The sequence below is a fragment of the Plasticicumulans sp. genome (genome assembly GCF_035331805.1).
In the GTDB taxonomy this organism is placed as follows: Bacteria; Pseudomonadota; Gammaproteobacteria; order Competibacterales; family Competibacteraceae; genus Plasticicumulans.
The window spans coordinates 1-26,654 of sequence record NZ_DAOLKE010000014.1 but is presented as its reverse complement, the minus strand read 5'-3'; the positions used below and the strand labels follow the sequence as shown (position 1 = coordinate 26,654).

At 70.3% G+C, this 26,654-nt stretch carries 18 protein-coding genes; 6 read left to right on the top strand and 12 right to left on the bottom strand.

Features of this window, described 5'->3' with window-relative positions; translation table 11 throughout:
* The first annotated feature begins 68 nt into the window (after nucleotides 1–68).
* Entirely contained in the window at nucleotides 69–218 is a 150-nt protein-coding gene (locus PKE44_RS02430) for a hypothetical protein (RefSeq protein WP_324548072.1), read from the top strand.
* Nucleotides 219–388: 170 nt separating this feature from the next.
* Here the strand turns inward: PKE44_RS02430 and prsT are convergent, their stop codons facing one another.
* Both prsT and PKE44_RS02420 read right to left on the bottom strand, forming a co-directional pair.
* On the bottom strand, nucleotides 389–3,187 hold the full coding sequence (gene prsT / locus PKE44_RS02425; RefSeq protein WP_324548071.1) for an XrtA/PEP-CTERM system TPR-repeat protein PrsT: 2,799 nt from the start codon (nucleotides 3,185–3,187) through the stop codon (nucleotides 389–391).
* 90 nt (nucleotides 3,188–3,277) lie between these two features.
* Complete coding sequence (locus PKE44_RS02420; protein WP_324548070.1) at nucleotides 3,278–4,363, bottom strand: PEP-CTERM sorting domain-containing protein; 1,086 nt, start codon at nucleotides 4,361–4,363, stop codon at nucleotides 3,278–3,280.
* A gap of 329 nt (nucleotides 4,364–4,692) precedes the next feature.
* Between PKE44_RS02420 and PKE44_RS02415 the strand changes: the two genes are divergently transcribed.
* A complete protein-coding gene (locus tag PKE44_RS02415; RefSeq protein WP_324548069.1) occupies nucleotides 4,693–5,709 on the top strand; it encodes a quinone-dependent dihydroorotate dehydrogenase in 1,017 nt (338 codons plus the stop codon).
* Between the two features lie 31 nt (nucleotides 5,710–5,740).
* Here the strand turns inward: PKE44_RS02415 and rnt are convergent, their stop codons facing one another.
* Nucleotides 5,741–6,385, bottom strand: a complete 645-nt coding sequence (gene rnt / locus PKE44_RS02410; RefSeq protein ID WP_324548068.1) for a ribonuclease T — start codon at nucleotides 6,383–6,385, stop codon at nucleotides 5,741–5,743.
* A gap of 201 nt (nucleotides 6,386–6,586) precedes the next feature.
* On the opposite strand from rnt, the gene PKE44_RS02405 reads away from it, so the two are divergent.
* Both PKE44_RS02405 and PKE44_RS02400 read left to right on the top strand, forming a co-directional pair.
* Complete coding sequence (locus tag PKE44_RS02405; RefSeq protein WP_324548067.1) at nucleotides 6,587–11,446, top strand: efflux RND transporter permease subunit; 4,860 nt, start codon at nucleotides 6,587–6,589, stop codon at nucleotides 11,444–11,446.
* Nucleotides 11,447–11,459: 13 nt separating this feature from the next.
* Nucleotides 11,460–12,671 carry an FtsX-like permease family protein gene (locus PKE44_RS02400; RefSeq protein WP_324548066.1) on the top strand — a complete coding sequence of 404 codons (1,212 nt, stop codon included), beginning with the start codon at nucleotides 11,460–11,462 and terminating at the stop codon, nucleotides 12,669–12,671.
* Nucleotides 12,672–12,706: 35 nt separating this feature from the next.
* On the opposite strand, the gene PKE44_RS02395 is transcribed toward PKE44_RS02400, so the two are convergent.
* A complete protein-coding gene (locus PKE44_RS02395) occupies nucleotides 12,707–13,480 on the bottom strand; it encodes an outer membrane lipoprotein-sorting protein (protein WP_324548065.1) in 774 nt (257 codons plus the stop codon).
* A 94-nt stretch (nucleotides 13,481–13,574) separates the two neighbouring features.
* Between PKE44_RS02395 and PKE44_RS02390 the strand changes: the two genes are divergently transcribed.
* Nucleotides 13,575–14,261 carry an ABC transporter ATP-binding protein gene (locus PKE44_RS02390; RefSeq protein WP_324548064.1) on the top strand — a complete coding sequence of 229 codons (687 nt, stop codon included), beginning with the start codon at nucleotides 13,575–13,577 and terminating at the stop codon, nucleotides 14,259–14,261.
* Nucleotides 14,258–15,559, top strand: coding sequence for a DUF1302 family protein (locus tag PKE44_RS02385; RefSeq protein ID WP_324548063.1), 1,302 nt, complete (start codon nucleotides 14,258–14,260; stop codon nucleotides 15,557–15,559). Before PKE44_RS02390 ends, PKE44_RS02385 begins: the two co-directional genes overlap by 4 nt.
* Here the strand turns inward: PKE44_RS02385 and PKE44_RS02380 are convergent.
* The 8 genes from PKE44_RS02380 to PKE44_RS02345 all read right to left on the bottom strand — a co-directional run bounded on the left by PKE44_RS02380 (nucleotide 15,547) and on the right by PKE44_RS02345 (nucleotide 26,500).
* Entirely contained in the window at nucleotides 15,547–17,580 is a 2,034-nt protein-coding gene (locus tag PKE44_RS02380; protein ID WP_324548062.1) for a ThiF family adenylyltransferase, read from the bottom strand. The two genes, PKE44_RS02385 and PKE44_RS02380, sit on opposite strands and share 13 nt — an antisense overlap.
* Before the next feature lie 68 nt (nucleotides 17,581–17,648).
* Nucleotides 17,649–18,095, bottom strand: a complete 447-nt coding sequence (locus PKE44_RS02375) for a molybdenum cofactor biosynthesis protein MoaE (RefSeq protein ID WP_324548061.1) — start codon at nucleotides 18,093–18,095, stop codon at nucleotides 17,649–17,651.
* A gap of 2 nt (nucleotides 18,096–18,097) precedes the next feature.
* Nucleotides 18,098–18,334, bottom strand: coding sequence for a MoaD/ThiS family protein (locus PKE44_RS02370; RefSeq protein ID WP_324548060.1), 237 nt, complete (start codon nucleotides 18,332–18,334; stop codon nucleotides 18,098–18,100).
* A gap of 20 nt (nucleotides 18,335–18,354) precedes the next feature.
* The gene (locus tag PKE44_RS02365; protein ID WP_324548059.1) at nucleotides 18,355–18,936 is read right to left on the bottom strand and encodes a 3'-5' exonuclease; all 582 of its coding nucleotides are present in this window, start codon (nucleotides 18,934–18,936) and stop codon (nucleotides 18,355–18,357) included.
* Complete coding sequence (locus tag PKE44_RS02360) at nucleotides 18,936–20,759, bottom strand: putative nucleotidyltransferase substrate binding domain-containing protein (RefSeq protein WP_324548058.1); 1,824 nt, start codon at nucleotides 20,757–20,759, stop codon at nucleotides 18,936–18,938. The genes PKE44_RS02365 and PKE44_RS02360 overlap by 1 nt, the downstream gene beginning before the upstream one ends.
* Before the next feature lie 103 nt (nucleotides 20,760–20,862).
* Nucleotides 20,863–22,560 (bottom strand): cation acetate symporter, encoded by a 1,698-nt coding sequence (locus PKE44_RS02355; protein WP_324548057.1) that lies wholly within the window; start codon nucleotides 22,558–22,560, stop codon nucleotides 20,863–20,865.
* Nucleotides 22,560–22,868 carry a DUF485 domain-containing protein gene (locus PKE44_RS02350; protein WP_324548056.1) on the bottom strand — a complete coding sequence of 103 codons (309 nt, stop codon included), beginning with the start codon at nucleotides 22,866–22,868 and terminating at the stop codon, nucleotides 22,560–22,562. The genes PKE44_RS02355 and PKE44_RS02350 overlap by 1 nt, the downstream gene beginning before the upstream one ends.
* A 218-nt stretch (nucleotides 22,869–23,086) precedes the next feature.
* Nucleotides 23,087–26,500: a PAS domain S-box protein gene (locus PKE44_RS02345; protein ID WP_324548055.1), complete on the bottom strand. Its 3,414-nt coding sequence runs from the start codon at nucleotides 26,498–26,500 to the stop codon at nucleotides 23,087–23,089.
* Nucleotides 26,501–26,654: the final 154 nt, after the last annotated feature.

Below are 26,654 nucleotides of genomic sequence, written 5' to 3'. Positions count from 1 at the left end.
CCATTTTTGTCCGGAAGCCGGTGTGTAAAATAATCTGACTGTCCCGCCTGGCGTAATGGATGTCCGGCATGCGCAATCGCGAATGCAATATCCGGGTGGCCGACGTGATGCTGGCGAATGTCCGGCAGCCGTCATTCCCGGCCGTGAATAACGGCGGGTCGGATTCGCCGCCACCGCAAGAGGCGGCGTGTCAGAAAATTGAACACCGCCGCCGGTGACCGGAACAGGAAAGCTTGCGGTTTGCAGATGGCCGCCGGCGGACCGCAGGGTCCATGGGGCCGGGCGCCGGGTCACCGGCGAGGGACGGCGGGCATGCGCCGGGCTGCGCCCGCACCGGCTTCGAACGCCGGCTGCTTGCGCAGCGCGGGATCGAAGCCGGCGGGCTGCGTCAGCGGGGCAGGGCGGTGAGCAGTTGCCGGGCTTCCCGGGCGCCGTCGAAGCCGGTGCCGGTCGCCAGCGCCTGTTCGAGCGGCCGGCGCGCTTCGGCCGGGCGGCCGAGGCGGTGCAGCGTATAGCCGAGGTGCCAGAGCAGTTCCGGGTTGAGCGGGTCGCGCGCCAGCGCCGCCTGCAACTGCTGCAGACCCTCCGCCACCTGACCCTGCTGCACCAGAATCCAGCCCAGCGTGTCGAGCACGGCCGGGTGACCGGGGGCGGAGGCCAGCGCGCGCCGGGCCGTGGCCAGCGCGCGGACATCGCGGGTGCGCAGGTACAGCAGCGCGAGGTTGTTGAGGATCATCGCGTCGCCGGGGCGGGCGGCGGCGAGGGCTTCGTACAGGCCGAGCGCCTTCTGCCACTCGCCGGCCTGCGGCCAGGCGATCGCCAGTGCCGCGCGCGCGTCCGGATCGGCCGGATGCTGCGCTGCCCAGGCTTCGAGCGCCGGCAGGCCGCGGGCCGGGGCGCCGGCGGCGGCGTGGGCACGCCAGATCGCGACTGCATAGGCGCTGCGCGGATGGCGGGCATGGCCGGCCTCGTAGACGCCGGCCGCCTCGCCCGCCTGTCCGCGTGCCATCAGGATCTCGCCGAGCAGTCCCCAGGCATCGGCCGGCGGTTCGGGCTGCGCGAGCAGGGTGCGGGCCGTGGCTTCGGCCGCGGCCACCTGCCCGGCCGAGACCTGGGCTTCGGCCAGCGCCTTCAGCGTGTCCGGCTGTCCGGGGTCGATGCGCCGTGCGCGTTCGAGCGTGTCAACGGCATCCTGCGCCGCACCGGCCAGCAGCTGGTGGCGGGCGGCGCGCAGCAGCCGCGGCAGGTTCTCGCCGGCGGCCTCGCCGAGCTGGCGGAAGCTCTGGCGGGCCGCCGCAGTCTGCTGCAGCGCGAGCTGGCTCATGCCGAGGGCGGCGAGCGCATCGAAACTGCCGGGGTCGATCGCGACCGCTTCGCTCGCGACCGTCTGGGCGAGCAGCGGCTCGCGGTGCTCCAGCCGGTAGCCGGCCAGGGCCAGGCGCGGCTCCAGCCGGCGCGGATCGAGCGTGCGCGCCTGTTCCCAGGCGCGCACGGCCTCGTCCGTGCGACCGATGCCGAGCAGCAGCCGGCCGAGATCGGTGCGCAGGCCGGCGTCGCGCGGATTGGCGCTGATCAGCTGTTCGAGGCGGCGGATGCCGTCGGCCGGGCGGCCCTCGACAGCGTCGAGCCGGGCGAGATTGACCGCGGCCATGAGCAGCCCCGGCGCGAGCTGCAACGCGCGTTCGAAGTCGGCCCGGGCCCCGGCGGTATCGCCGAGCGCGAGTCTTGCGCCGCCGCGCAGGTGCAGCACGACGGCATGATCCGGGGCACGCACCGCGACGGCATCGAGCGTGCGCAGCGCCTCGGCCGGCCGGCCGGCACCGAGCTGCAGGCTGGCGAGCAGCAGGCCGTCGCGGGCTTCGCCGGATTGCGCCCAGGCTGCGGACAGCGCGGCGAGTGCCGCATCGCCCTGACCGCTCTGCAGGCGGGCCTGGCCGAGCTGCGCGAACAGGGCCGGCTGCTGGCCGCCGAGTTCGATCAGCCGCTCCAGCAGCGCGGCCGCTGTCGCATGCTGTCCGAGCTGGGTATGGGCATCGGCGAGCAGGGTCAGCAGGCGTACGTCACTGACGGCATGCGGATCGTCCGGCAGCGGCTGCAGCAGTTCCAGCGCCTGGCGGGGATCGCCGAGGCGCAGCAGCACCGCGGCGAGCAGCCGGCGTGCAGTCTCGTCACCCGGCATGCGCTCCAGATACTGCGTCAGGTCGCCGCGGGCCTTTTCGGACAGGCCGAGCGCCTCGTGCACGGTGCCGGACAATTTCAGCAGCGAGGGCGAGCGCAGCAGCGTCTCGCGCGGGATGGCCTTCAGCAGCAGCGAGGCATCGGTCAGGCGTGCGCGTGCCGTTTCCGGGTCCTGGCGCGCGCGGGCCAGTTCGGCGGCGAGCAGCAGCGTGCGCACATCGGCCGGATTCTGCCGGCGCAGGCGATCGAGCACCGGCTGTGCCTCGTCGGCACGTCCGAGCGCGATCAGGGCGCTGACGCGCGCGGCGCGCGCCGGCAGGCAGAGTTCATCCAGTTTCAGGGCGGTGTCGGCGGCGGCGAGGGCCTCGGTGGCATGCCCGGCAGCGAGTTCGGCGGCGGCGAGCGCGGTCCAGGCTTCGGTCGAGCGCGGATCGAGGCCGGTGGCGCGCTGGGCGGCGCTGCGCGCGAGCGCGACATCCTGCTGCTGCAGGGCCAGCATCGACAGACCGATGTCACCGTCCGGCGCCTGCGGTGCGGCCTCGCGGGCAGCGGTGAACGACAGGGCAGCCTCTTCCATCAGACCGAGTTCGAGCCGCGCCTCACCGCGCAGGCGCAGCATGCGCGCGCGCGCGGCGCCGGTATGGCGGTACGGATCGAAGCCGTCGAGGACGGCCTGGAACTCTCCCTGGCGCAGCTTCAGGTACATGCGCAGCGGATCGATGTCGGCGCGCTCGGCTCCGAGGCGCAGCGCCCCCTGCAGGGTGCTTTCCGCGAGTTCGAACCGCCCCTGGCGCAGATAGGTGTGACCGAGCGCGACCTGGGCCGGAGCGAGGTCCGGGCGCTGCTGCAAGGCATTCTTCAGATGGATTTCGGCCCCGGCGTAATCGTTGCGGTCGAGGCTCTGCAGGCCGGCGTGCAGTTCTTCGGTGGCGGTGCCGGCGACGGCCGGCGGACCGCCCAGGGCGAAGACCAGCGCCAGCGCCAGCGGCTGGAGGCGGGAGCGGTTCATCGGCAGTTTCCTGGCACGGATGGCAGCGGACACCCCCTGGCCCGCAAGGCGGGCGAGGGGGGCGGGCAGCGACGGGGAGCGCGCAGGCGCTCAGCGACGCCGGCGGCGCATCAGCCAGGGCAGCGTCAGTCCGAGCAGCGCGAGGCTGGCCGGTTCCGGGACGGAGGTCACGCTGCTGGAGCTGGCGATGAAGATCTGCTCGTAACCGTTGTTCAGGGCCGACATGCGGAAGTCGAACTGCATCACGTCGTAGAGACCATTGGCGATCGCGGTGTTGAGTTCGGGCGAATACAGCATGTAGGCGGCCTGGTTGGCGCCGAGGTTGTGGTTGAAGGTCTGGTCGGCATCGGGCACGCAGCCCGGGATCTGGTAGCCGAAGATGCTGCGGCAGGTGTCGGAACTCGGGATCGTGACCTGACCGCCGGAGAGGATGTAGTAGAAGTCGGTCGTGGTGATGCTGGCCGGAGCGGCGTTGAGGGCCGGGGTGTCACCGGCGCCGTGCGTGTAGCCCAGCGTCTCGGCGCCGGTCAGCGAAGGATTGCCGCCGGCACCGCGGTTGTTGGTCAGGTCGAAGACCAGATCCGGCGCGACGCCGGCATCGTCCTTCAGCGTGAACTGACCCCAGGCCATCAGGTTCTGGTTGGTGGCCGCGCCGGAATTGACCTGGTTGTTGTTGAAGAAGAACAGCAGGTCACCGCCGTTCAGGAAGCTGGTCAGCGCCGAGACGCGCGCATCCCAGGTGTTTTCGCCGTCACCGACGAACTCGGTGGTGTGATTCGCCGGATTGCCGTTGTCACCCGGGTCATCGACACCGCCCGGAGCCGAGGTCGTGGTCTGGAACTGGTCAACGCCGGTGTTGTTCGGCGTCTGGTAGGCATTGTCGACGCCGCTGTAATTCGTATTGACCGGCTGGCCGTTCGCGCCGGTGCCGATGACGGTCAGATCGGAAATCTGTCCGGGGCCGGAGGCGATGTAGAACGGATTGCCGGGGCCGACGCCACCTCCGAATTCGCGCGCATAACGATATGCGAGGATCGGCAGCGAGTACGAATAGAAGTCGCCGTACTGGAAGGCGTTGAACTGCGGGGTCGGCAGGAAGAAGGCAGCCTGGGTCGTCGGAACGCCGCCGATCAGACAGGCCGCTCCGATTGCGGCTGCCAGCATGCGCTGGTTCATGTTGCTCACCTCATGTGCATGGGTTTTGCGCGGATTTCTTATGTGCTGCGATACATGGCTTTCACCTCCGCTGTGTGAATCGGCTGGCCGGCCCTGACCTGGCGCACGCGGGTTCTCGTGCTGCGCCAGTGATCCCGAATGTTAAATACAGCAAGTTACGTGCCGTAAGCTTGCTTACATGAAAAAACAAGGGGTTTGGTCTGACCGGCGGGCAAATTAGGTCGCACAGCTGATAAAAATCCTGACAGACCCCGGCCCACGACCACGGTCGGGGGCGGCGGCACCGTGCTTATACTGATCGGCCCCGAGCTGCCGATGTGCCGACCGCCATGCCCTATCGCCTGCTGCGCCCGCTGCTGTTCCGGCTCGATGCCGAACGTGCCCACGACCTGACACTGGCCGCGCTCGGGCGCATCGGGCCGGCGGCGGGACTGATGACACGCGCGGTGCCGCGCCGGCCGCGCGTGGTCATGGGCATCGAGTTTCCGAATCCGGTCGGTCTGGCTGCCGGCCTCGACAAGGACGGCTCGGCGATCCGCGGGCTGGCGGCCCTCGGGTTCGGCTGCCTGGAGATCGGTACGGTCACGCCGCGCCCGCAGGCCGGCAATCCGCGCCCGCGGCTGTTCCGGCTGCCCGAGGCGCAGGCGCTGATCAACCGCTACGGCTTCAACAACGGCGGCGTCACGGCGCTGGTCAACCGGGTCATGGCGGCACGCGCGGCCGGCTTTCGCGGCGTGCTCGGCATCAACATCGGCAAGAACAAGGACACGCCGAACGAGCGCGCCAGCGACGACTACCTGCTCTGCCTGCAGCAGGTCTACGCGCACGCCGATTACGTGGCCGTCAACATTTCCTCGCCGAACACGCCGGGCCTGCGCGACCTGCAGTACGGCGAGGCGCTCGACCGGCTGCTCGACGAACTCAAGGAGGCGCAGACCCGCCTCGCCGACCATCACGGCCGCTATGTGCCGCTGGCGCTGAAGATCGCGCCGGATGTGGCGGATGCCGACCTGCCGGTGATCGCTGCGGCGCTGGTGCGGGCACGTCTGGATGCGGTGATCGCGACCAACACGACCTTCTCGCGTGCCGGCGTCGAGCACCTGCGCCACGCCGGCGAGACCGGCGGGCTGTCAGGGGCGCCGCTGCGCGAGCGTTCGACGGCGGTGATCGCCGGCCTGGCGAAGGCGCTCGATGGCGCGCTGCCGGTCATCGGCGTCGGCGGCATCCTGAGCGGCGATGACGCCCGGGCCAAGATCGAGGCCGGGGCCAGTCTGGTGCAGCTGTACTCGGGCTTCATCTACCGCGGACCGGCGCTGATCCGCGAGGCGGTCGAGGCGATCGGCTGACGCCCGCGCCTGAGCCTGGGGCTGCCCGGGCTCAGGGATCGTCGGCGCTCGGCACCCAGCCGCCGAGATCCTTCCAGCGGTTGACGATGTTGCAGAAGAGTTCCGCCGTGCGCTCGGCGTCGTAGACGGCCGAGTGCGCCTCGCGCGCATCCCAGGCGATGCCGGCGGCCTGCGCGGCACGGGCGAGCACGGTCTGGCCGTAGGCGAGACCGGCGAGCGTCACGGTGTCGAAGGTCGAGAACGGGTGGAAGGGATTGCGCTTCACGTCGCAGCGCTCGGCCGCCGCATTCAGGAAGCCGAGATCGAACGCGGGGTTGTGCGCGACCATGATCGCGCGCGTGCAGCCGGTCTCGCGCACCTCGCGGCGCACCTCGCGCAGCACGTTGCCGAGTGCTTCGGCCTCGGGCAGCGCCAGCCGGAACGGGTGGAAGGGGTCGATGCCGTTGACCTTCAGCGAGGCCGGATCGAGGTTGGCGCCCGCAAACGGCTCGACGTGATGCGCGATCGTGCGTGCCGGATACAGGCGGCCGTCGCTGCCGAGGCGCAGCAGCACCGCGGCGATTTCGAGCAGCGCATCGGTGCGGGCATTGAAGCCGCCGGTCTCGATATCGACGACGACGGGCAGAAAACCACGGAAGCGGAAGGCGATCGGGGACTTGCGGACGGAATCGTTCATGGCCCGAGCATACCCGAGGCGCCTGCGCTTGGGCATCGCGCCCGCCGCGGTGCGCCGCCGGTCACAAGGCGCTACAGTCGCGCCTGCCTTCCCGTCCCAGACCCCGCACCGAACGGAGTGTTGCCGATGCCGTACGCGTCCGCCGAACAGGATGTCCTGCCGCTGCGTCCGGCCGACGGCAGCGGCAGCGGGGCCTGAGCGATGCTGCGCCGCCGCTTTTTCCGCAATCCCGTCTTCGCGAATCTGGCCCTGCTGCTTGCGCTGCTCGCCGGTGTGCTGTCCTGGTGGCAGATGCCGCGCGAGCAGACCGCACGACCGTCCGCGGCGGCCGTCGAGATCGTCACGGCCGCACCGGGACTCGCGACCGCCGAGATCGAGACCCGCGTCACCGCGGTGCTCGAAGCCGCGATCAAGCCGATCGCCGATCTCGACTTCATCGCCAGCACCAGCCGCGTCGGCGAATCGCGCCTGACCGTGCGCCTGCGCACGGTCAGCGAGGCGACCTTCGAGCGCCGGCTGAACGAGCTGCGCTGGATCGTGCAGCACGTCGAGCGACAGCTGCCGTCGCTGGCCGGCCGTCCGGAGATCGCGAGCGTGCATGGCGCCGGCGTGCTGCCGAGCGCCGACGTGCTGGTGCTGGCCCGGGCCCCCGATGCGCCGGCGCCGTACGCGGCGGCCGAGCGGCTGGCGCAGTCCTTCGAGCGGCTGATGGATGTCGAGCGCGTCGAGCGCTACGGCACGCGCGCCACGCGCGTCGAGATCCGCTTCGATCCGGAGCGTGTCGCCCGTCACGGCCTGACGCCGGCGCGGCTGGCCGAACTGGTCGGGGCGCAGCTGCGCGAGCAGGCGGTCGGGCGCGTCGACTTCGACGAGCGGCCGATGCAGCTGCTGGTCGAGGGTGCCGACCTGCAGCCCGAGCGCCTCGCGCAGCTGCCGGTTCCGGGTGTCCGCGGCCTGCAGCCGCTCGCGGCGCTGGCCGACATCGAGCGCGGCCCCGAACCGGCGACGCGCGCGGTGCTGGCCGACGGCCGGCCGGCGGTGCTGCTGTCGGTGTACCGCAAGTCCGACGCCAACGCGCTCGACTTGTCGGCGGCACTCGGCGAGCAGGCGGCGCGCTTCGCGGACAGCGATGCCGAGGCCGCCGCGATCGAGCTGCGCGTGCTCGATGCGCGCAGCACCGACACCCGTCGCGCGCTGCAGGCTTACGAGCGCGGCGCGCTGCCGGCGCTCGCCGCCGCGCTGCTGGTGTTCGCGATCGCCTTCGGCTGGCGCCTGGCGATGCTCGTTGCCTGCGTGGTGCCGGCGGCCGTCGGTCTGGCGCTGGCGCCGTGGGGATTCTCGGGCGGCGTGCTGACGCCGGTGATGCTGACCGGCGTGCTCGCCGGTTTCGTGCTGCTGATCGATGCGGCAGTCGCAGTCGGCGAGCGCCTGCAGCACCGGCTGCTGCGCGGTGCCGCGGCGCTCGATGCCGCCTACGGCGCCTGGCGCGAGGCCGGACTGCCGCTGATGGTCGCGACGCTGGTGTTCCTGCTGGCGATGCTGCTGCCGATGTGGCTGCCGGAAGGCAGCGGACCGGCCGGCGCGCTGGCGGCGCGGGTCATGACCGGCATGCTGGTCGCCGGCATCGCCTACGCGGTGCTGCTGCTGCCCTCGCACGCGGTGGTCACGCGCATCCGCCTGCCGCGCCGCCATCCGGTGCAGGCCCGGCGCGAATGGCTGGCCTGGCGGCTGCGCCACGCCTACCGGCGGCTGCTGAACTGGACGCTGCGCCGGCCGCTGGTGCCGGGGCTGGTGCTGGTGCTGCTGCTGCTCGGCGCGCTGGTCGCCCTCGGCAGCGGCCGCGTCGGCGTCGAGTTCGCCGAACGCGGGCAGCTGCGCTCCTTCTACGTGAACCTCGAACTGTCGCCGGGTGCGAAGCTGGAGGACACCCTCGCCGCCGGGCGTGAGGTCGAGCGCATCGTGCGCGAGCAGCTGCCGGCCGATGCGCTGGCCGAGGTCGTGATCAGCGCCGGCCTGCGCCGCAGCGAGCGCGAACTGCTGACCGGCGAGCGCCACGGCCAGGTGCTGGTCGGCCTGCGCAGCGGCGACCGCATCCGCGACGCGCTGACCGTCGAGCAGGCGATCACGCGCGTCAAGCCGCGGCTCGCCTTCGTCGGTGGCGTCGACAACCTGAGCGTGCAGGCCGTCGACGACGGCCGGCCGGTGGCGCGGCCGCTCAGCGTCACCGTGCGCGGCGATGATCCGGCCGAGGTGCGCCGCGCCGCCGATCGCGTCGTCGACATCCTGCGCAGCCTGATCGGCGTCACCGATGTGGTCGACGACGAGGATCAGGCCGAGGCCGCGGAGCTGCGCCTGGTGCTGAAACCGGGGGCGCTGCTGCGCGCCGGGCTGTCGGCGCCGCAGCTGCTGCGCGAGCTGCGCCTGCTCGGCGAGGGCGAGACCATCGCGCAGCTGCGCGAGCAGGGCCGCAACGTCGACGTGCTGCTGCGCGGCAAGGCTGCGCCCGAACCGTTCTTCGACATCGAGGAATTCCTGGCGCGGCCGGTGCGCCTGCCCGATGGCCGCAGCGCCCCGCTCGGCGAGTTCGCCAGCGCCGAGCCGGCCAGCGGCCGCAGCGTCGTGCGCCACCAGAACCTGCGCCGTGCGATCAGCATCGAGGCCGACGTCGATCAGGCGCGCGTCAACACCTTCGCGCTGAACCGCGTGATCGTCGCCGAATGGGAGCGCACGGCCGCCGCCGGCCTGCCCGGCGTCGAGCTGGTCATCGGCGGCGCCTTCGGCAGCGTCGCCGGTCACCTCGGTGCGCTGGTCAGCCTGTTCGCGCTCGGCAGCGGACTCGGTTATCTGGTGCTCGCGACGCGCGCGCACAGCTACCGCCAGCCGCTGGTGATCTTCGCGGCCGTGCCGTTCGCGGCGCTGGCCTTCGTCGTCGGGCTGGCCGTCAGCGGCCAGCCGGTCGGTCCGTACACCGGCTTTGCCGGCACGGCGCTGCTCGGTCTGTCGGTGCAGTCGACGCTGCTGCTGGTGTCGGCCGTGCAGCGGCTGCTGCCGATCGAGGGCTCGGTCGCCAGAGCCGTGGCGCTCGCCGCGGCCGACCGGGCGCTGCCGGTGCTGGTCTCGGCCCTGGCAAGCGTCGCCGGCCTCGCGGTATTTGCGCTCGGCGTGCCGGTGGCGGCCCCGGCGTGGATGGCGCTCGCCGGGGCGCTGATCGGCGGCATTCCGGTCATCGCGCTGTGCGTGCTGCTGGTGCTGCCGGCGATCTGCCTGTACGTGCTGCGCGCGCCGGTGTCGGCGGTCACGGCGATCAACGTCGTCGACGCCGAACCGGGCGGCGGCGGCTGGCGCGAGCGCATGCGCCGCGGCCGGCGGCATGCGGCGATCGTCGCGCTGAACGAATCCGAGCTGAACAGCGCCGAGCCCGAGCTGCGCGCCCGCCACGAGGCCGGTCTCGACGCGCTGAAGGTCGGCGAGTGGCTGCAGGCGCTGCGCCTGTTCGAGGACGCCGCCAAGCGTCACCCCGAGGCCGTGCAGCTGCAGTTCGGCGCCACGCAGGCGCTGCTGCAGTACCTGTTCGAGAACGAATGGGACGAGGGCTATCACGCCCGTGCCGGCCGGCATCTGGCGCGCGCGCGCCAGCTCGCTTCCGGCGATCCGCGCCTGCGTCCGCTGGAACGGGCGCTGGCCGAACTCGAAGCCCGGCATGTGCCGGTGGCCGGCGCTGCCGGGGCGGCCAGTCGGGCCATGATCGGGATGCTGCGGCTGTCGCGCATGGTCGGCCGGCCGTGGCGGCCGGCGAGCGCGGCGCGCGGGCAGCGGGCACCCGATCGTGGCACCGACCTGCCGGCCGGACTGCACGATCTGGCGCTGGCGCTGCGCAACCTCGTGCGCCAGCGCAAGCGCACGGCCGCCGCGCTCGGCGCGATCGGCTTCGGCGCCGTGGCGCTGATCCTCGCCGGCGGCTTCATCGAATGGGTGCTGTGGGCGACGCGCGAATCGGCCGTCTACGGCCAGCTCGGCCATGTGCAGGTCGTGCGCCAGGATTTCTTCGTGCGCGGCACGGCCGATCCGCGCGGCTTCCTGATCCCGGGCGATGCGCCGCCGGCCGGCCTGCGCGAGCTGCCGCACGTGCGCGCCGTGACGCCGCGGCTGAGCTTCAGCGGTCTGGCGAGCACCGGCGAGACCACGGTGCCGTACCTCGGTCAGGGCGTGGTGCCCGAGGACGAGGCGCCGATCAGCATCGATTACCGCATCGTCAGCGGCAAGGGCCTGACCACCAGCGACGCGCGCGAGGTCATCGTCGGCACCGGACTCGCGGCGACGCTCGGCGTCAAGCCCGGCCAGAAGCTGATCCTGATGAGCAACTCCGGCAGCGGCGCGTTCACGCCGGTCGAGCTGAAGGTGCGCGGGCTGTTCTCGACCTCGAACAAGGCGCTGAACGATGTCGCCCTGCGCGTGCCGCTGAAGACCGCACAGGACCTGCTGCAGGTCGATGGCGTGCACATCTGGGTGGTGCTGCTCGATCGCACCGAATCGACGGCCGCCGTGCTGCCGCAGCTGCGCGCCCTGCTGCCGGCTGGCCTGCAGGCGGTGCCGTGGTCGGACCTCGCCGACTTCTACAACAAGACCAGCGAGCTGTTCCAGCGCCAGATGTTCGTGCTGCGGCTGATGATCGCGGTGATCATCCTGCTCAGCATCTCGAACTCGCTGATGATGAACGTCATGGAGCGCACCGGCGAGATCGGCACGCTGTGCGCGCTCGGCACGCGCCGGCGCTCGATCCTGAAGATCTTCAGCCTCGAAGCCCTCGCGCTCGGCCTGCTCGGCGCGGCGACCGGTACGGCGCTCGGCGTGACCATCGCCTCGGTGGCCTCGGCGGTCGGCATCCCGATGCCGCCGGCCCCGGGCATGGACAAGGGCTTCGTCGCCGAGATCCTGGTCACGCCGGCGCTGGCGGGCTCGACCTTCGGGCTGGCCGTCATCGCGACCTTCGTCTCCGGCCTGTATCCGGCCTGGAAGGCCTCGCGGCTCGTCATCGTCGACGCGCTGCGGCACAACCGCTGAAGCGGAGCGCGCCATGCTCAAGTTCGCCTACCGCAACCTGACCCGCCACCGCGGCCGCACGCTGCTGACGCTCGGGGCGATCGCCTTCGGGGTCGTGAGCCTGGTGCTGTCGGCCGGCTTCGTCGACGACATCTTCGTGCGCCTGCGCGAGAACACCGTGCAGAGCGGCCTCGGCCACCTGCAGGTCGCGCGCGAGCACTACTTCGACCTGCGCAACCGCCAGCCCTATGCCTACATGATCGAAAACCCCGGAGCCGTCGTCGCCGCCGCGAAGAAGCTGCCGACGGTGCGCGAGGCGATGATGCGCGTGAACCTCACCGGCACGCTCAGCAACGGCAGCGGCGAGCTGCCGGTGGTCGCCGAGGGCGGCGAGCCGGAAAAGGAGGTGGCGGTCGGCGGCTTCGTGACGCTGGTCGACGGCCGGCGCCTCACCGGCGGCGATCAGAACGTCGTCGAGCTCGGCGAGGGGCTGGCGCGGGCGCTCGGCGTTGCGCCGGGGGCGTTCGTGACGCTGCTGACCGCCACGCCCGAGGGCGCGATCAACACCGTCGAGCTGAAGGTGGTCGGCATCTTCCGCAGCGTGTCGATCGACTACGACGCGCGTGCCGCACGCCTGCCGCTCGCGACGGCGCAGACGCTGCTGAACACGAAGTCCGTGCATACCGTCGTCGTCGCGCTCGAGAACACCGCCTTCACGCAGACCGCTGCCGGGCAGCTGCGCAAGGCCCTCGATGGCCAGCCGCTCGCCGTGTACACCTGGGACGAACTCGCCGATTTCTACCGCAAGGCGGTGGATCTGTACCGCACGCAGTTCGGCGTGCTGCAGGCGATCATCCTGATCATGGTGGCGCTGTCGGTGTCGAACAGCATCAACATCTCGATCTTCGAGCGCACGGCCGAGGTCGGCACGCTGCTCGCGCTCGGCAACCGCCGCCGGCAGGTGCTGCAGCTGCTGGTGATGGAGAGCGCGATCTCGGGACTGGTCGGGGGGCTGGCCGGCGCGGCGCTCGGCATCGGGCTGGCGCTCGGCATCAGCTCGATCGGCATTCCGATGCCACCGCCACCGAACTCCAGCCAGGGCTATCTCGCGGTCGTGCGCATCGTGCCGGAGCAGGTGGCGGTGGCGCTGGTCATCGGCGTCGTTGCGACCGTGCTGGCCTCGGTGCTGCCGGCGTGGCGGGTGTCGCGGCTGCCGGTCGTCGAAGCGCTGCGCCGGGCGCAATGAGCCCGGTGCGGCCGCAGGGTCCGGACCCGCGGGCTTCAGTCGATGCCCTGCGTGACGCGCTTCATGTAGTCCTTGTTGAACAGCTTGTTCGGCAGCTCGCGCGGCTTCATCGCGGAGTAATCGAGCACGGAGCGGTCACCGCGCTTGACCGCATCCTCCATGACCAGCTGGGTCGGACGCACGGTGTTGTCGAGCTTCGTGTAGTTCAGGTACTGGGCGGTCTTCAGCAGCCGGCCGGACAGCGCGTAGAACTCGGCCTTCAGCGGCTGGTTGCCGGCACGATCGACCCACAGCAGCACGCGGCTGTAGGTGACGCTGCCATCGATGGCGGTCAGCTCCAGCACTGCGTACTTGCGCTTCTGGATGGTCTCGTCGCGCAGCACGCGGGCGTTGTAGTCGCCCGAGAAGTTCGCGCGTGCCAGATCGCCGTTGGCGACCTGGCCGGTCAGGCGCTGCGACAGCGGCAGGCGCACCGGCTGCGACAGGCGCGGCGAGTACACCCACAGGTCGCGCCCGCGCATCAGCAGCACCTGGCCGCGCTCCGAGGCCGGGGCGGTAGTGATGACGAGGGTGTTTTCGTTACCCTTCGACAGGATCTGGTAATCGCGGACCTCGGTTTCGCCTCCGGGCGTGGTCGAGCTGATCCGCACGTTCACCTCGAAGTCGCTGCGCGGAAACCGGACCTGATCGGCGGCCTCCAGCATCGCGAGGGCTTCGAGGTCCACTTCCTGTGCCCGCGCCGCCGGCATCGCCAGGGTGGCGGCGCACAGCAGCAGCAGGGAAGGCAGACGCAGTACGGTCGCACGCATCGGCATACTCTCCAGGCATCGGGTACACAACGGGTACGCCCGGCCGCAGGGCGGGGCAGGGATACGGCGCGAGCCGCGGGATGAAGAACGGGTCATGAGCATAGTACGCATCGAAAACGTCTCGAAACGCTACCGCCTCGGCGAGCAGGACGTGACGGCGCTGCACGGCGTCAGCCTGCGCGTCGAGCCGGGCGAGTTCGTGGCGCTGGCCGGACCCTCCGGCAGCGGCAAGACGACGCTGCTGAACATGATCGGCTGCATCGACACGCCGAGTTCCGGGCGCGTCATCGTCGATGGCCACGACGTGACCGGCCGCGATCCGGACCAGCTCGCCGAACTGCGCGCCCGCACGCTCGGCTTCATCTTCCAGACCTTCAACCTGCTGCCGGTGCTGTCGGCCGAGGAAAACGTCGAGTACCCGCTGATCAACATCCAGCACATCCCCCGGGCCGAGCGCCGCCAGCGCGTCGCGTACTTCCTCGACATGGTCGGACTCGCGCGGTTCGCACGCCATCGCCCGAACCAGCTTTCGGGCGGCCAGCGCCAGCGCGTCGCGATCGCCCGGGCGCTGGCGACCAAGCCGAAGATCGTGCTTGCCGACGAGCCGACCGCGAACCTCGATCACCAGAGCGGCGACGGTATCCTGCAGCTGATGAAGCACATCAACGAGCAGTCCGGCACCACCTTCATCTTTTCGACGCACGACGCCCGCGTGATGGCGATGGCCAGCCGGCTCGTGCGCATCAGTGACGGCGCCATCGTCGGCGAGGAGACCCGATGACGAACCATCCGAACCGGTCCGGCCGCATCGCCCTGGGCATCGCACTGCTGGCGGTCACGCCGGCGGCTGCCGCGCAGCAGGACGTGAAGCTCAGCGGCTACCTGTCGAACGAGACCGCGTACACCTTCGGCGGCGAGAATCACTGGTCGAAGTCCCGCAACACGCTGAACCTGGCCGCCACCGGCAGCTTCAGCGAGTCGATCTCGTGGAAGGCGAGCGGCTGGCTGCGCTGGGACCCGGTTGTCCAGCACTCGGATTTCTATCCGGACAAGGTGCAGGACGACCGCGGTTTCGAGGGGCTGGTGCGCGAGACCTTCCTCGATGTGAGCCTCGGGGACTGGGACCTGCGCCTCGGGCGCCAGAACATCGTCTGGGGCGAGATGGTCGGCCTGTTCTTCGCCGACGTGGTCTCGGCGCGCGACATGCGCGAGTTCGTGCTCGCCGACTTCGAGCAGCTGCGCATCCCGCAGTGGGCGGCGCGCGCCGAGTACTTCAAGGACGACTTCCACGCCGAGCTCGTGTGGATCCCGTACCTGACCTACGACAACATCGGCGAGCCCGGCGACGACTTCTACCCGTATCCGCCGGCCTTCCCGGGGCTTGGCTACCGCATCCTCGATGAAAAGAAACCGCGCGGCGGTGACAGCGACGATGCCGCCGGCGTGCGCCTCGGCTGGATCGTCGATGGCTGGGACATCAACGGTTACTACTACCGCAGCACCGACGTGCAGCCGGCCTTCCAGCGCAGCTTCGGCCTGGTCGGCGGCGTGCCGACGCTGACCTACACGCCGACGCACAACCGCATCCAGCAGTGGGGCCTGACCGTCGGCAAGGACATCGGCGACGGGCTGGTGTTCAAGGCCGAGGCGATCTACACGATGGGCCGGCGCTACGACGTGCTGCGCCTGAGCGATGCCGACGGTCTGGTGCGCAAGGACACGCTCGATTACGTGCTCGGTCTCGACTGGACGCCGGACGCCAGCAACCGCCTGAACCTGCAGTTCTTCCAGCGCTTCTATCAGGACCACGACCCGGACATGGTGCCGGAGAGCGTCGAGAGCGGTGTCAGCCTGTTCTATTCGACCAAGGTCTGGGGCGACCGGCTGGAGCCGGAAATCACCTTGATCGAGAGCCTCAACCGCGGCGACTGGCTGCTGCGGCCGCGGCTGACCTGGAACGTCAGCGCCGACCTGAAGGCCAGCTTCGGCGCCGACATCCTGAACGGCCCGCCGGATGCGCTGTTCGGCCGCTTCACCAACGGCGACCGCGTCTACGCCGAGGTCCGCTACGACTTCTGAGGGCTGGCGTCCGGGCTGCCGCCGCCGGTCATCAGCCGCGCGAGCGGCAGGCGCGTCGAGCGCGATACCGGCACCGGGCCGTAGCCGCGGCGGCCGAAGTACACGGCGCGCGCCGCGGTGTCGGCCCCGACCAGTGCATCGAGCTGGCGGGCGAGCGTGCGGGCGTTGTCGACCGAAGCCTGCTTTGTCGTGAATTCGATGCCGTCGCGGATGTAGCCGGAGAAGATCAGCGGCGTCATCTCCGGCTGGAACTGCAGGCCGAGGCGGGTCGCGGTCAGCCAGAAGCGCTGCATTGCGGCGCCGGCGGCGAGATAGTCGGCGAGCGTCTGCGGTGCCTGTTCGGCAATGATCAGGAAATGCGCGGCGCAGCCGAGCGCCGGTGCGAAGTCGAGCTGCAGCCGCGGCAGCCAGGTGCCGGCGAACCAGCGGTTCAGGAAGTCGACGCGCTCCCAGCTCTTCATCGCCCAGCGCATCAGCGCGAGCCCGACCGGATCGAGCCCGACCGCGGCCCCGGGCAGCCGGTCCTCGCTGTACTGCACGCCGAACTCGATGATGTCGCGGTGCGTCGGGTAGGCCTCGGGCGTCGTCAGCCGGATGTGGGCGTTGCGAAACAGCAGCTTCGCGACATCGAGGCGCTGATCCCCTTCCAGCCAGCGCAGCGAGTAGCCGGGACCGAGCGCCTGCAGGAAGGCCGCCTTCACGGCGTCCGTGAGCGGCCGGCGCGACAGCGGCCGGCGCTGCGTGCAGCGTGCGCGGATCGCGGTTTCCAGCGGATGGCGCACGGCCGCCGCTGCCGGCGTGAACTGCAGGCGGAACATCGGCGCAAACGCCGGCGTCGTGTCCCCGACGCCGGGCAGCGTTTCGATGTCGAGCGCAAGCCCCGCGCCCGGGGCGGCGATGCGCGCGGTTTCCAGCAGCGCGCCGAGGGCGAGCTGGCTCGGCCGGCCGCGCAGGTCGTAGATCACGTGATCGCGCGTGTCGCAGCCGTGCACGATCACGGTCAGCGGGTCGACGGCCTCGAAGCGCCACGGCTGGGTGTTGTCGCCGCTCGGGGCCCAGCTCGCCAGTTCGAGCACGCGTGCGACGCGCGGGTCCAGCCCGGCCGGTGCCGCAGGCGCGGCACGCGCCGGGGCCGGCAGGCTGCGGGCGCGGCGCAGCAGCGTGCGCATGATCGCCAGCGTCAGGCGGTTCAGCGGGTGGCGGTTGCCGCCCGGGCGCCAGGTGCGCGACAGCCGGTTGCGGTAGGCATCGAAGTGCAGGCCCCACGGCGCGGCGCGCACCGGGCCGCGGCCGAGCAGCAGCTTCAGCGATTCGGTCACGAGCACGCCGGCGGCGAGTTCGCAGGCCATCGGCGTCGACGGTCCGCGCTTCTCGACGAAGTTGATCGTCGAGCGATCGACCAGATAGCCCTGCTGCAGCATCGTCGGCGACAGCCCGACCAGGAAGCGCGCGTACTGTTCCTCCTCGGGTTGGCCCTCGACCTGGAAGTAGTCCTCGAAGCTCATGCGCCCGGGCAGGAAGGTCAGCACCGCCGTGCCCATGCCGAGCGGCGCGGCCGTGATCGCCGGAATGCCGCGGGCGTGGGCGGCCGCGAACACCTTGCGCCGCACCGGCAGCACGAAGAAATCCAGCGCATCGACGTACAGGTCGACGCCGTCGAAGAAGGCATCGAGGTTGTCGTCGGTGACGCCGTCCGCAAAGCGCCGGATATCGAGTTCCGGATTGATCGCGAGGGCGGCCTCGGCCATCACGTCGAGCTTCGGCCGATCGAGCGTCGCCATCGTCGCGCCGGCCTGACGGTTGAAGTTGTGCAGCTCGAAGCGGTCGAAGTCGGCGAGGTGGAAGGCGCCGACGCCGAGCCGCGCCAGCGTCAGCAGATGCACGCCGCCGACGCCGCCGAGTCCGGCGACAGCCAGCCGCCGGCCGCGCAGCCAGGCCTGCTCGGTCGGTGTCAGCCAGCCGATGTTGCGGCTGAAGGCAGTGGCGTAATCGAAGGACTGCGAGACGTGCTGCGGGGACATCGGCTCTCCTTGCGGCGGCACGGGGGTGGCCGCCGGCGGTGTCCGGGCGGGGGGAAGGCCCTGCAGGCTCAGCCGGTCGTGTTCTTCGCGACCCAGCGGCTGCCGTCGGGCAGGGTTTCGTGCTTCCAGAACGGCGCGCGCGACTTCAGCGCCTCCATGATCCAGCGACAGGCGTCGAAGGCCGCGCCGCGGTGGGCGCTCCAGACCGCGACCAGCACGATCGGATCATTCGGCAGCAGCTCGCCGACGCGGTGGATCACCAGCGCATCGAGCAGCGACCAGCGCTCGACCGCCTCTTCGGCCAGACGCGCGAGTTCCCGCTCGGTCATGCCCGGATAGTGCTCCAGACGCATGCCGCGCACGTCATCGCCTTCGTTGTGATCGCGCATCGTGCCGATGAAGCTCGCCGTCGCGCCGTAGCGACCGGCGAGCCGCGCATCGAGCGCCTGCTGGTGGGCGGCGAGTTCGGCCAGCGGTTCGAAGCCGTGTTCGCGGATCTCGATGCGCACGGCCATGCTCAGCCTCCGGTCACCGGCGGAAAGAACGCCAGTTCGTCGCCGCCGCGCACCGGCGCGCCGAGGTCGACGTACTCGTGGTTGATCGCCGCCAGCGTGTTCGGCGGCAGCGGCAGCGCCGGGTTCAGGCGCGACCAGGCTTCGGCGACGGTCAGCGGATCGTCCCCGGGCAGCTCGGCACTGGCACGTCCGACCCGCTCGCGCAGGCTGGCGAAATACAGGATGCGGATCGCAGGCATCGGCAGCACCTCGACGGGGCTCAGGGCTGACTGTCCGGGGCGGCGCTGAGCTTCAGGTACATCAGCGCCGTCAGCACCGCGTGCGCAAGCGGCGAGCCGCTTTCGAGCGCCGGCAGTTCGAGGTCGCGACGGAGGGTCTCGAAGCGCAGGTCCAGCGGCCGGTGCGGTGCTCGCGGCTGGCGGCGGATGCGCGCATGGTACAGCGCCGAGACCTCGACGGTCGCATTCGGCAGCGGGCAGCCGAGCAGGCGCTCGATCTGCGGCTCCAGCAGTTCGAGGTCGAAATCGAGCCAGTAGCCGACCACCGGCCGCGGGCCGATGAAGCGCAGCAGCTTCTGCACGGCTTCGAGCGCACTCATGCCCTGGCCGTCGCCGTGCTCGGGGCCGGCGATATCGAGTTGCAGCGCCGAGGAGGTCAGCACGCGGTTGCCGCGGATGCGCACGGCCGCGAGCGACAGCAGCCTTGCACTGCGCAGGTCGAGCGAGGTCGCCGCGCAGTCGAGGCAGACCAGCTCGCCGGCGGTCCCGCCGGCTTCCTGCATGAAATCGAACGCCTCGGGCGGCGCGGCGTGACGGAACGGACGGGCGAGGGCGGCGAGCATCAGGTGACCAGATTCAGCTTGAAGTGGAAGGTGATGAATTTCTTGAATTCGTTGACGATCTTGAACGAATCGCGCAGCAGCTCGCGTTCGAGCTTGTTCAGCTCGTTCGGGTTCACGAAGTTGTCCTGCGGCAGGCCGGCCTTCAGCTTGCGCAGGCCCGTGGTCAGGCGCAGCGTCGACATCATCGTCAGCGCCTCGGTCAGCTCGGCCGCCCGCGCCGGTGTCAGCACGCCCTTGGCTTCCAGCGCCTCGATGCGCTCCAGCGTGTTGGTCGGCTCCAGGCGGTGTTCGAGCGCGAGGCTGCGCACGCCGTGCGTCAGCGGGAAGATGCCGCCCTTCTTGAGGTCGAGCTCGTCGCGGTGCTGGCCGTCCTTGCCGGTCACGAAGTTCTGGAAGAAGCCGAGCGGGGTCTCGAAGCTGACGGTCGCGCGCGCGAAGTGCGCGAAGAAGCCGGAGTTGCTCTGCAGTTGCTGGTGCAGGTAGCGCTTGGCCTCGTCGAGCAGGGCGGTGTCGCCGGCGACCGGCATCGCGTCGAAGAAGATCGCGAAGTGCATGAAGCCGTCTTCGCTCGGGCGCTTGATCCAGTTGAAGATCTCGTCCTTGAACGCGCCGAGCGGCTTCGTCCAGTACGGGTTCGAGACCATGATGTTGCCGGGGCAGGGCGGATAGCCGAAGGCCACGAGGGCCTCGGTGAAGGCCTGCGTGATCGCATCGAGCCCGGGATGCGTGTAGCCGTCGCGCAGCAGCAGCGCGTTGTCCTGATCGGTCTTGAGGATCTGCTCCTCGCGGCCCTCGCTGCCCATGACCACCAGACAGGCGTTGTCGATCAGCTCGGGCGGCGCGATCAGCGTGAACAGCTTGCCGAGCAGCTTCTTGTTCAGCTCCGACAGCAGCTGGCCGATGTAGCGCAGCTTCACGCCCTTGCCGTGCAGCGCCTCGATCACGCGCGTCAGCTCGTGGCTGGCCTTGGCCAGTTCCTCGCGGCTGCCGGCGCGCTCGATCTGCACGGCGATCAGGTGCGAGTGGTTCGAGAGATAAGACAGCAGGTCGACCTGTTCGAGCACGCCGCGGATCGCGCCGTCGTGGCGGATCACGACGCGGCTGATGCTGTGGCGGGTCATGGTCAGCAGCGCGTTGAACAGGAAGTCGTCTTCTTCCAGCGACACCAGGCCGTAGGAGGCGATGTCGCCGACCGGCGCATCCGGCGAGCGGCGTTCGATGACGACGGCGTTGCGCAGGTCCGTGCCCGAGCAGATGCCGATCTCGCCGTCCTCGCGCACGACCAGCAGCGAGGTCGCGCGGTTGTCGCGCATCGCGCGCGCAGCCTCGTGGATCGAGCTTGCGGCCGTCACCTGCAGCGGCGGGTGGACGTAGGCATCGCCGATCTTGGCGATCATGAAGCCGGCCAGCTCGCCGTGCGTGTCGACCGGGCGGCTGCCGGCGGTGCGTCCGGCGAGTTCCGCGAACAGCGGATCGGCGAATTCCGGGCATTCGGCGAGCAGGTACAGGAATTCGGCGCGCGGCAGCGCCAGGCAGACCGTGTCCTCGCGCGCGACGATGCGCCCGGGGCTGCGCCGGCGCAGCAGCGCTTCGAGATCGAAGCAGTCCTCGGGGCCGTAGCGCGCGATGACCTCGCCACCGGCGAGCACCTGCACCGAGCCCTGGGTCAGCACATACAGCGAATCGGGCGCTTCCTGCTCGGTCAGCACCGTCTGGTCGCGGCGGAAGAACAGCACATCGACCGCTTCGGCGACGCGGGCGAGCGTCTCGGCGGGCAGACGATCGAAGGGCGGGATGCGGCTCAGCTGCGGACGCGGTTCCATGACATTTCCGTAATGAAAAACCCCGCCAGTCTAAAAGAGCCGGCGGGGTCCTGGGGAGCGTTCCGGAGCCTTTCGGCCCCGGATGGCTTGACTTGGATCAGGCTCAGTGGCCGGAAGCGCCTTCGGCACCGATGCCGGTCTGGCAGCGCACGTCCTGGGCCTCGAAGCCGAGCAGGTCCTGTTCGGCGCGCTTGCTCTTGTCGGTGACCGAGAACAGCCAGATCGCGATGAACGCCGACGGGATCGAGATGATCGCCGGGTTGTTCAGCGTGATCAGCGGTGCGGCATTGCCGATGACATCGACCCAGATGGCCTTGGAGATGACGGTCAGCACCACCGCGACGGTCAGGCCGATCCAGCCGCCGATCATCGCGCCGCGCGTCGTCATCTTCGACCAGAACACCGACATGATCAGCACCGGGAAGTTGGCGCTGGCCGCGATCGCGAAGGCCAGACCGACCATGAACGCGACGTTCTGCTTCTCGAAGATGATGCCGAGGACGACGGCGATGACGCCGAGCGTGATGGTCGCGCCACGCGAGACCTTCATTTCGGTGACTTCGTCGGAGCGGCCCTTGGCGATGACGCTCGCGTACAGGTCGTGCGAGATCGCCGAGGCACCGGCCAGCGTCAGGCCCGAGACCACCGCGAGGATGGTCGCGAACGCGACGGCCGAGATGAAGCCGAGGAAGATGTTGCCGCCGACGGCGTTGGCGAGGTGGATCGCGACCATGTTGGTGCCGCCGTTGAGGCCGCTGATCAGCTTGGCCTTGTCGACGGCGCCGTTGACCAGCGCGTCAGCCTTGTAGAACTCGGGGTGCTGGACGAGCAGCACGATCGCCGAGAAGCCGATGATGAAGGTCAGGATGTAGAAGTAGCCGATGAAGCCGGTCGCGTAGAACACCGACTTGCGGGCTTCCTTGGCGTTCGGCACCGTGAAGAAGCGCATCAGGATGTGCGGCAGGCCGGCGGTGCCGAACATCAGCGCGAGACCCAGCGAGATCGCGTTGATCGGATCGGTGACCAGACCGCCCGGGCCCATGATCTTGTCGCCCTTCGGGTGACCGGCGACCGCCTGCTTGAACATTTCTTCCGGCGAGAAGCCGAAGTGCGACAGGGCTGCCAGCGCCATGAACGTGGCACCGGAGAGCAGCAGCACGGCCTTGATGATCTGCACCCAGGTGGTTGCGGTCATGCCGCCGAACACCACGTAGATCAGCATCAGCACGCCGACGCCGACGACGGCGAGGTTGTAATCGAGACCGAACAGGATCTGGATCAGCTTGCCGGCACCGACCATCTGCGCGATCAGGTAGAACGCGACGACGACCAGCGACGAGAAAGCGGCCATCGTGCGGATTTCGGTCTGGCCGAAACGGTACGAGGCCACGTCCGCGAACGTGAACTTGCCGAGATTGCGCAGCTGTTCGGCCATCACGAACATGATGATCGGCCAGCCGACGAGGAAGCCGATCGAATAGATCAGGCCGTCATAGCCGGACGAGAACACCAGACCCGAAATACCGAGGAACGAGGCCGCCGACATGTAATCGCCGGCAATCGCGAGGCCGTTCTGGAAACCGGTGATGCCGCCGCCGCCGGTGTAGAAGTCCTTGGCGGTCTTGGTGCGCGAGGCCGCCCAGTAGGTGATGCCCATCGTCGCGGCCACGAAGGCCAGGAACATCACGATGGCGGTGACGTTGATCGCCTGTTTCTCGACCGGGCCCTTGACGGCATCGGCAAAGGCGGGCAGTGCGAGGAACAGCGAGGCGAACAGGCTGGCAGGGAGGAGCTTCTTCATCACTTGACCGCCTCGACGATTTCGTGGGTCAGACGGTCGAACTCGGAGTTCGCGCGCGCGACGTAGATACCGGTCAGCAGGAACGCCGAGACGATGATCGCAACGCCGAGCGGCATGCCGATGCTCATCGTGGCACCGGCACCGACTTTCGCAGCGAGCGAGGTCGGTGAATAGGCGATCACGAGAATGAAGCCGTAGTAGATGACCAGCATCACGACCGCAAGCGTCCAGCCAAATGCGGAGCGCTTGGCGACGAGATCGTGATATTTCGGATTGCTCTTAACCTGTCGGACGACATCGGGTTGCATGGCGCATTCCTTATTTATGGCTCTGATTCAGAAAGTCGCTCTCCGGCCCGTCCGCACCGTTTCGCATCCGACCTCCTGGATGCGGCGGCACTCATCTTCCTGATTTTCGTTGCAGATCAGGATAGTGAGATGACGGTCTGGGCCGCCGCGGAGTTTGACCGAACGCAGGGGGGGAAGTAAAGGCCGGTGACGTTTACGTCAACTTGCGGTCGGGCCGCCTAACCGGCCTCGGCCGGCAGCGGCAGCGCGGCGAATTCGAGCACGCGCTGCAGTTCGGTCTCCAGCAGCTGGAAACAGGCCGGTGCATGCGCGGCGTCGGCGGCTTCGAGGCTGCGCAGGCGCGAGAGCGCGGCCTGCGCCCCGACCGAGCCGAGCGGTCCGGCCAGCGTGCGCACCTCGCGCCGGATCAGCACCAGATCCTCGCTGTCGACGGCGCGGCGCAGCGTCGCCAGATGCTCGGGAATCTGGCGGCGCAGCAGGTCGAGCAGCCGCCCGGCGAGGGCGGCGTTGCCGTGGCACTGCGCGAGCAGTGCTGCGGGATCGAAGGGGGCGAGCCGCCCGTCGATCGCCTCGCGGTCCAGGCGCGGAGCCGGCGTGACCGTTGCGTCGTCGCCGAAGCGCACCAGCGGCGTGCGCTCGGCCGCCGGGCTGAGCGCCCGGGTGAGGGCTTCGGCGAGGCGCGCGGGGTCGACCGGCTTCAGCAGCGACGCATCGGCTCCGGCCGGCAGGCTGGCGGAGGGCGGTGTCAGCGGCGAGCGCAGCAGCAGCACGCGCGGCCGGCGTTCGGCGGGCGCGATCCGGCGCAGCAGTTCGACGGTGCCGGGCTGGGTTTCGTCGAACAGTGCGAGTTCGAAATGCTGGCCGAAGCCGGCGCGCTCCTGCAGCAGCCGCTCGGCCTCGTCGGCAACGCCGGCCGCTGCCACCTGGAAGCCCCAGTAGCGCAGCTGGCGTTCGAGCACGGCGCGCGCGCTCTGGCTCGCGGCCATCACCAGCGCGCGCATGCCGGTCCATTCGGGGCCGCGGCGCACGTCGGGCCGGGCGGGCTGGCGTTCGAGCCGCAGCGTGAACTGGAAGTCGCTGCCGCGCTCGGGGCTGCTCTCGACCCAGAGCCGGCCGCCCATCATCTCGGCGAGCCGCTGCGAGATGCTCAGGCCGAGCCCGGTGCCGCCGAAGCGGCGCGTGCTGGAGGTGTCGCCCTGCACGAAGGGCTGGAAGATGCGCGCGATCTTGTCCGGCGCGATGCCGATGCCGGTGTCCCGCACCGAGCAGTGCAGCACGACCGACTGTTCGGAGACTTCCTGCGCGCGCACGCGCACGACGATCTCGCCCTGTTCGGTGAACTTGACCGCATTCGACAGCAGGTGCGAAACGATCTGTGCCAGCCGTTCGCCGTCGCCGGTGACGGCATCCGGCACGTCGGCATCGACCTCCCACAGCAGTTCGAGGCCGCGCCCGGCGGCGGCGCGCGCGTGGTTGGTGATGGTCGTGCGCAGCGTGTCGCGCAGCAGGAAGGGTTCGGTGCGCGTGACGAGGCGCCCGGCTTCGAGCTTCGAGAAGTCCAGCAGGTCGTCGATGATCGCGAGCAGGTTGCCGGCCGCTCCGCGGGCGGTGACCAGATAATCGCGCACCTCGGCTTCGGCGACGGCATCGAGGGCCAGATCGGTCATGCCGATCACGGCGTTGAGCGGCGTGCGCAGCTCGTGGCTCATGGTCGCGAGGAATTCGCTCTTGGCGCGGCTGGCGGCCTCGGCGGCCTCGACCGCCCGGTGCAGTTCGGCCTCGGCGGCCTTGCGTTCGCCGATGTCGGAGATCGTGCCGGTGGCGCCGAGCGGCCGGCCGTCGGGGCCGTGCGAGAGCTCCCAGTTCATCAGCACCCAGCGCGGCTCGCCGTGGCGTCCGAGCAGGCGCAGCTCGCTGCGGCCCTGCGGCTGATCGGGGGTCGCCAGCGCGAACTGCGCGCGGAAGCTGCGCCGGTCCTCGGCATCGAGGCATTCGCTGACGGTGCGCCCGAGGCTCTCGTCGAGGTTGCGGCCGGTGATCTCGGTCCAGGCGCGGTTCAGGAAGGCCCAGCGACCTTCGGCATCGGTCTGGAAGATGACCTCGTGCACGCTGTCGACCACGCGCCGGTAGCGGGCCTCGCTGTCGCGCAGCGCGCGTTCGGCGGCGCGCCGTTCACTGATGTCGCGCAGGTAGGCGGTGAAGATCGTGCCGGCTTCGAGGTGGATCGGCGTCACGGCGATCTCGACCGGAATCTCGCTGCCGTCGGCGCGCAGGCCGTCGACCTCGAAGCGGCGCCCGAGCATGTCGCTGACGCCGGTGCCGAGATAGCGCTCCAGCCCCTGGCGGTGACGCTCGCGCAGCCGCGGCGGCACGATCAGCTCGGCCAGATCGCGCCCGAGCACGCTGCCGCGGCGGAAACCGAACAGGCGTTCGGCGGCCGGGTTGAACTCCAGCACGCGGCCGCGGCGGTCGATCGTGATCACGGCATCGAGCGCGGCCTGCAGGATCGCGCTCTTGCGCGCCTCGCTCTCGCCGAGTGCCTGTTCGGCGAGCCGCCGCTCGCTGATGTCGCGCACGATCGCGATGTACATCGCCTGCGGGCTGCCTTCGGCATGCGCCGAGCCGACCGAGACCTCGATCGGGATCAGCGCGCCATCGCGCCGGCGGCCCTGCAGTTCGCGGTGGCGGAAGGTCTCGCCGGCGCGCACTTCGGGCAGCAGCAGGCCGATGTGACAGCCGATCGCCTGGCGTGCCGGGTAGCCGAACAGGTGCTCGGCCGTGGTGTTGAAGCTCTCGATGCGGCCTTCGGCGTCGAGCGTCATGATGCCGTCGACCGCCTGGCGCAGCAGCGTCGCCAGCCGCTCGCCGGAGGCGGCCAGTGCCGCCTCGCTGGCGGCGAGCCGCGCCGAAACCTGGTTCAGCACCTCGCCGAGTTCGCTGACCTCGATCGAGCCGCAGCGCAGGTCGAGCTGCTCACCGCGGCGCGAGTCGAGTTCGCGGGCGAAGTCGGTGGCTTCGTTCAGCGCGCTGAGCGGCCGGCGCAGCGCGACCGCGAGCAGCAGCGCCCCGAGCGCGGCGGCGAACAGTCCGAGCGGCAGTGCCCGCGTCAGCAGCCAGTTGCCGATCGCCGCGGCCGGCGGCATGTGGACTTCGAGCCGCACCCAGCCGAGCGGACGCGCGGCGTTGCCGACCGGTGCCCAGGCGGCGGCGCGGCGCTGGCCGTCGGCGGTGTCGGCCAGCCAGTCGAAATGCGGCAGGCCGTCCCCGGGCGGCAGGATCGCGCTGCCGCTCGGGCGCAGGCGCGGGCCTTCGGGGGTGGCGTCGGCGCGGGCGAGCAGCGTGCCGGCGGTGTCGAGGATCTGCACGCTGTCGACATCGCCGTCGCGCGCGGTGTCGAGCGCCAGCCGTTCGAGCGTCTCGCGGCTCGAACGCAGCAGCGCCAGGGCCGCCTGGCTGGCGGTCTGGCGTGCGAGCGTGGCGTTCTGGCGGGCGACGGTTTCCTCGTAGAACACCGCCTGTTCGCGGGCACCGAGCAGCGCATAGACGGTCAGCGTCGCGACCAGCACGGCGGCGGCGATCAGCGGCAGGCGCAGCGCCAGACGGCGCAGGCGCGGAAAGAGCGGGCTCAGCATGTTCGTCCGTGTCCCCGGGCAGTCGGGCGCGGCTGCGTCCGGCCCCGTGGCCGGCACCGCGCGCCCGGCGGTCGATGCATCTTAGCGTCGCCGCCCGCGGCCTGCCCGCGGGCGGACCGGCACTTCAGGCGCCCGGGCGCAGCACGACGCGCAG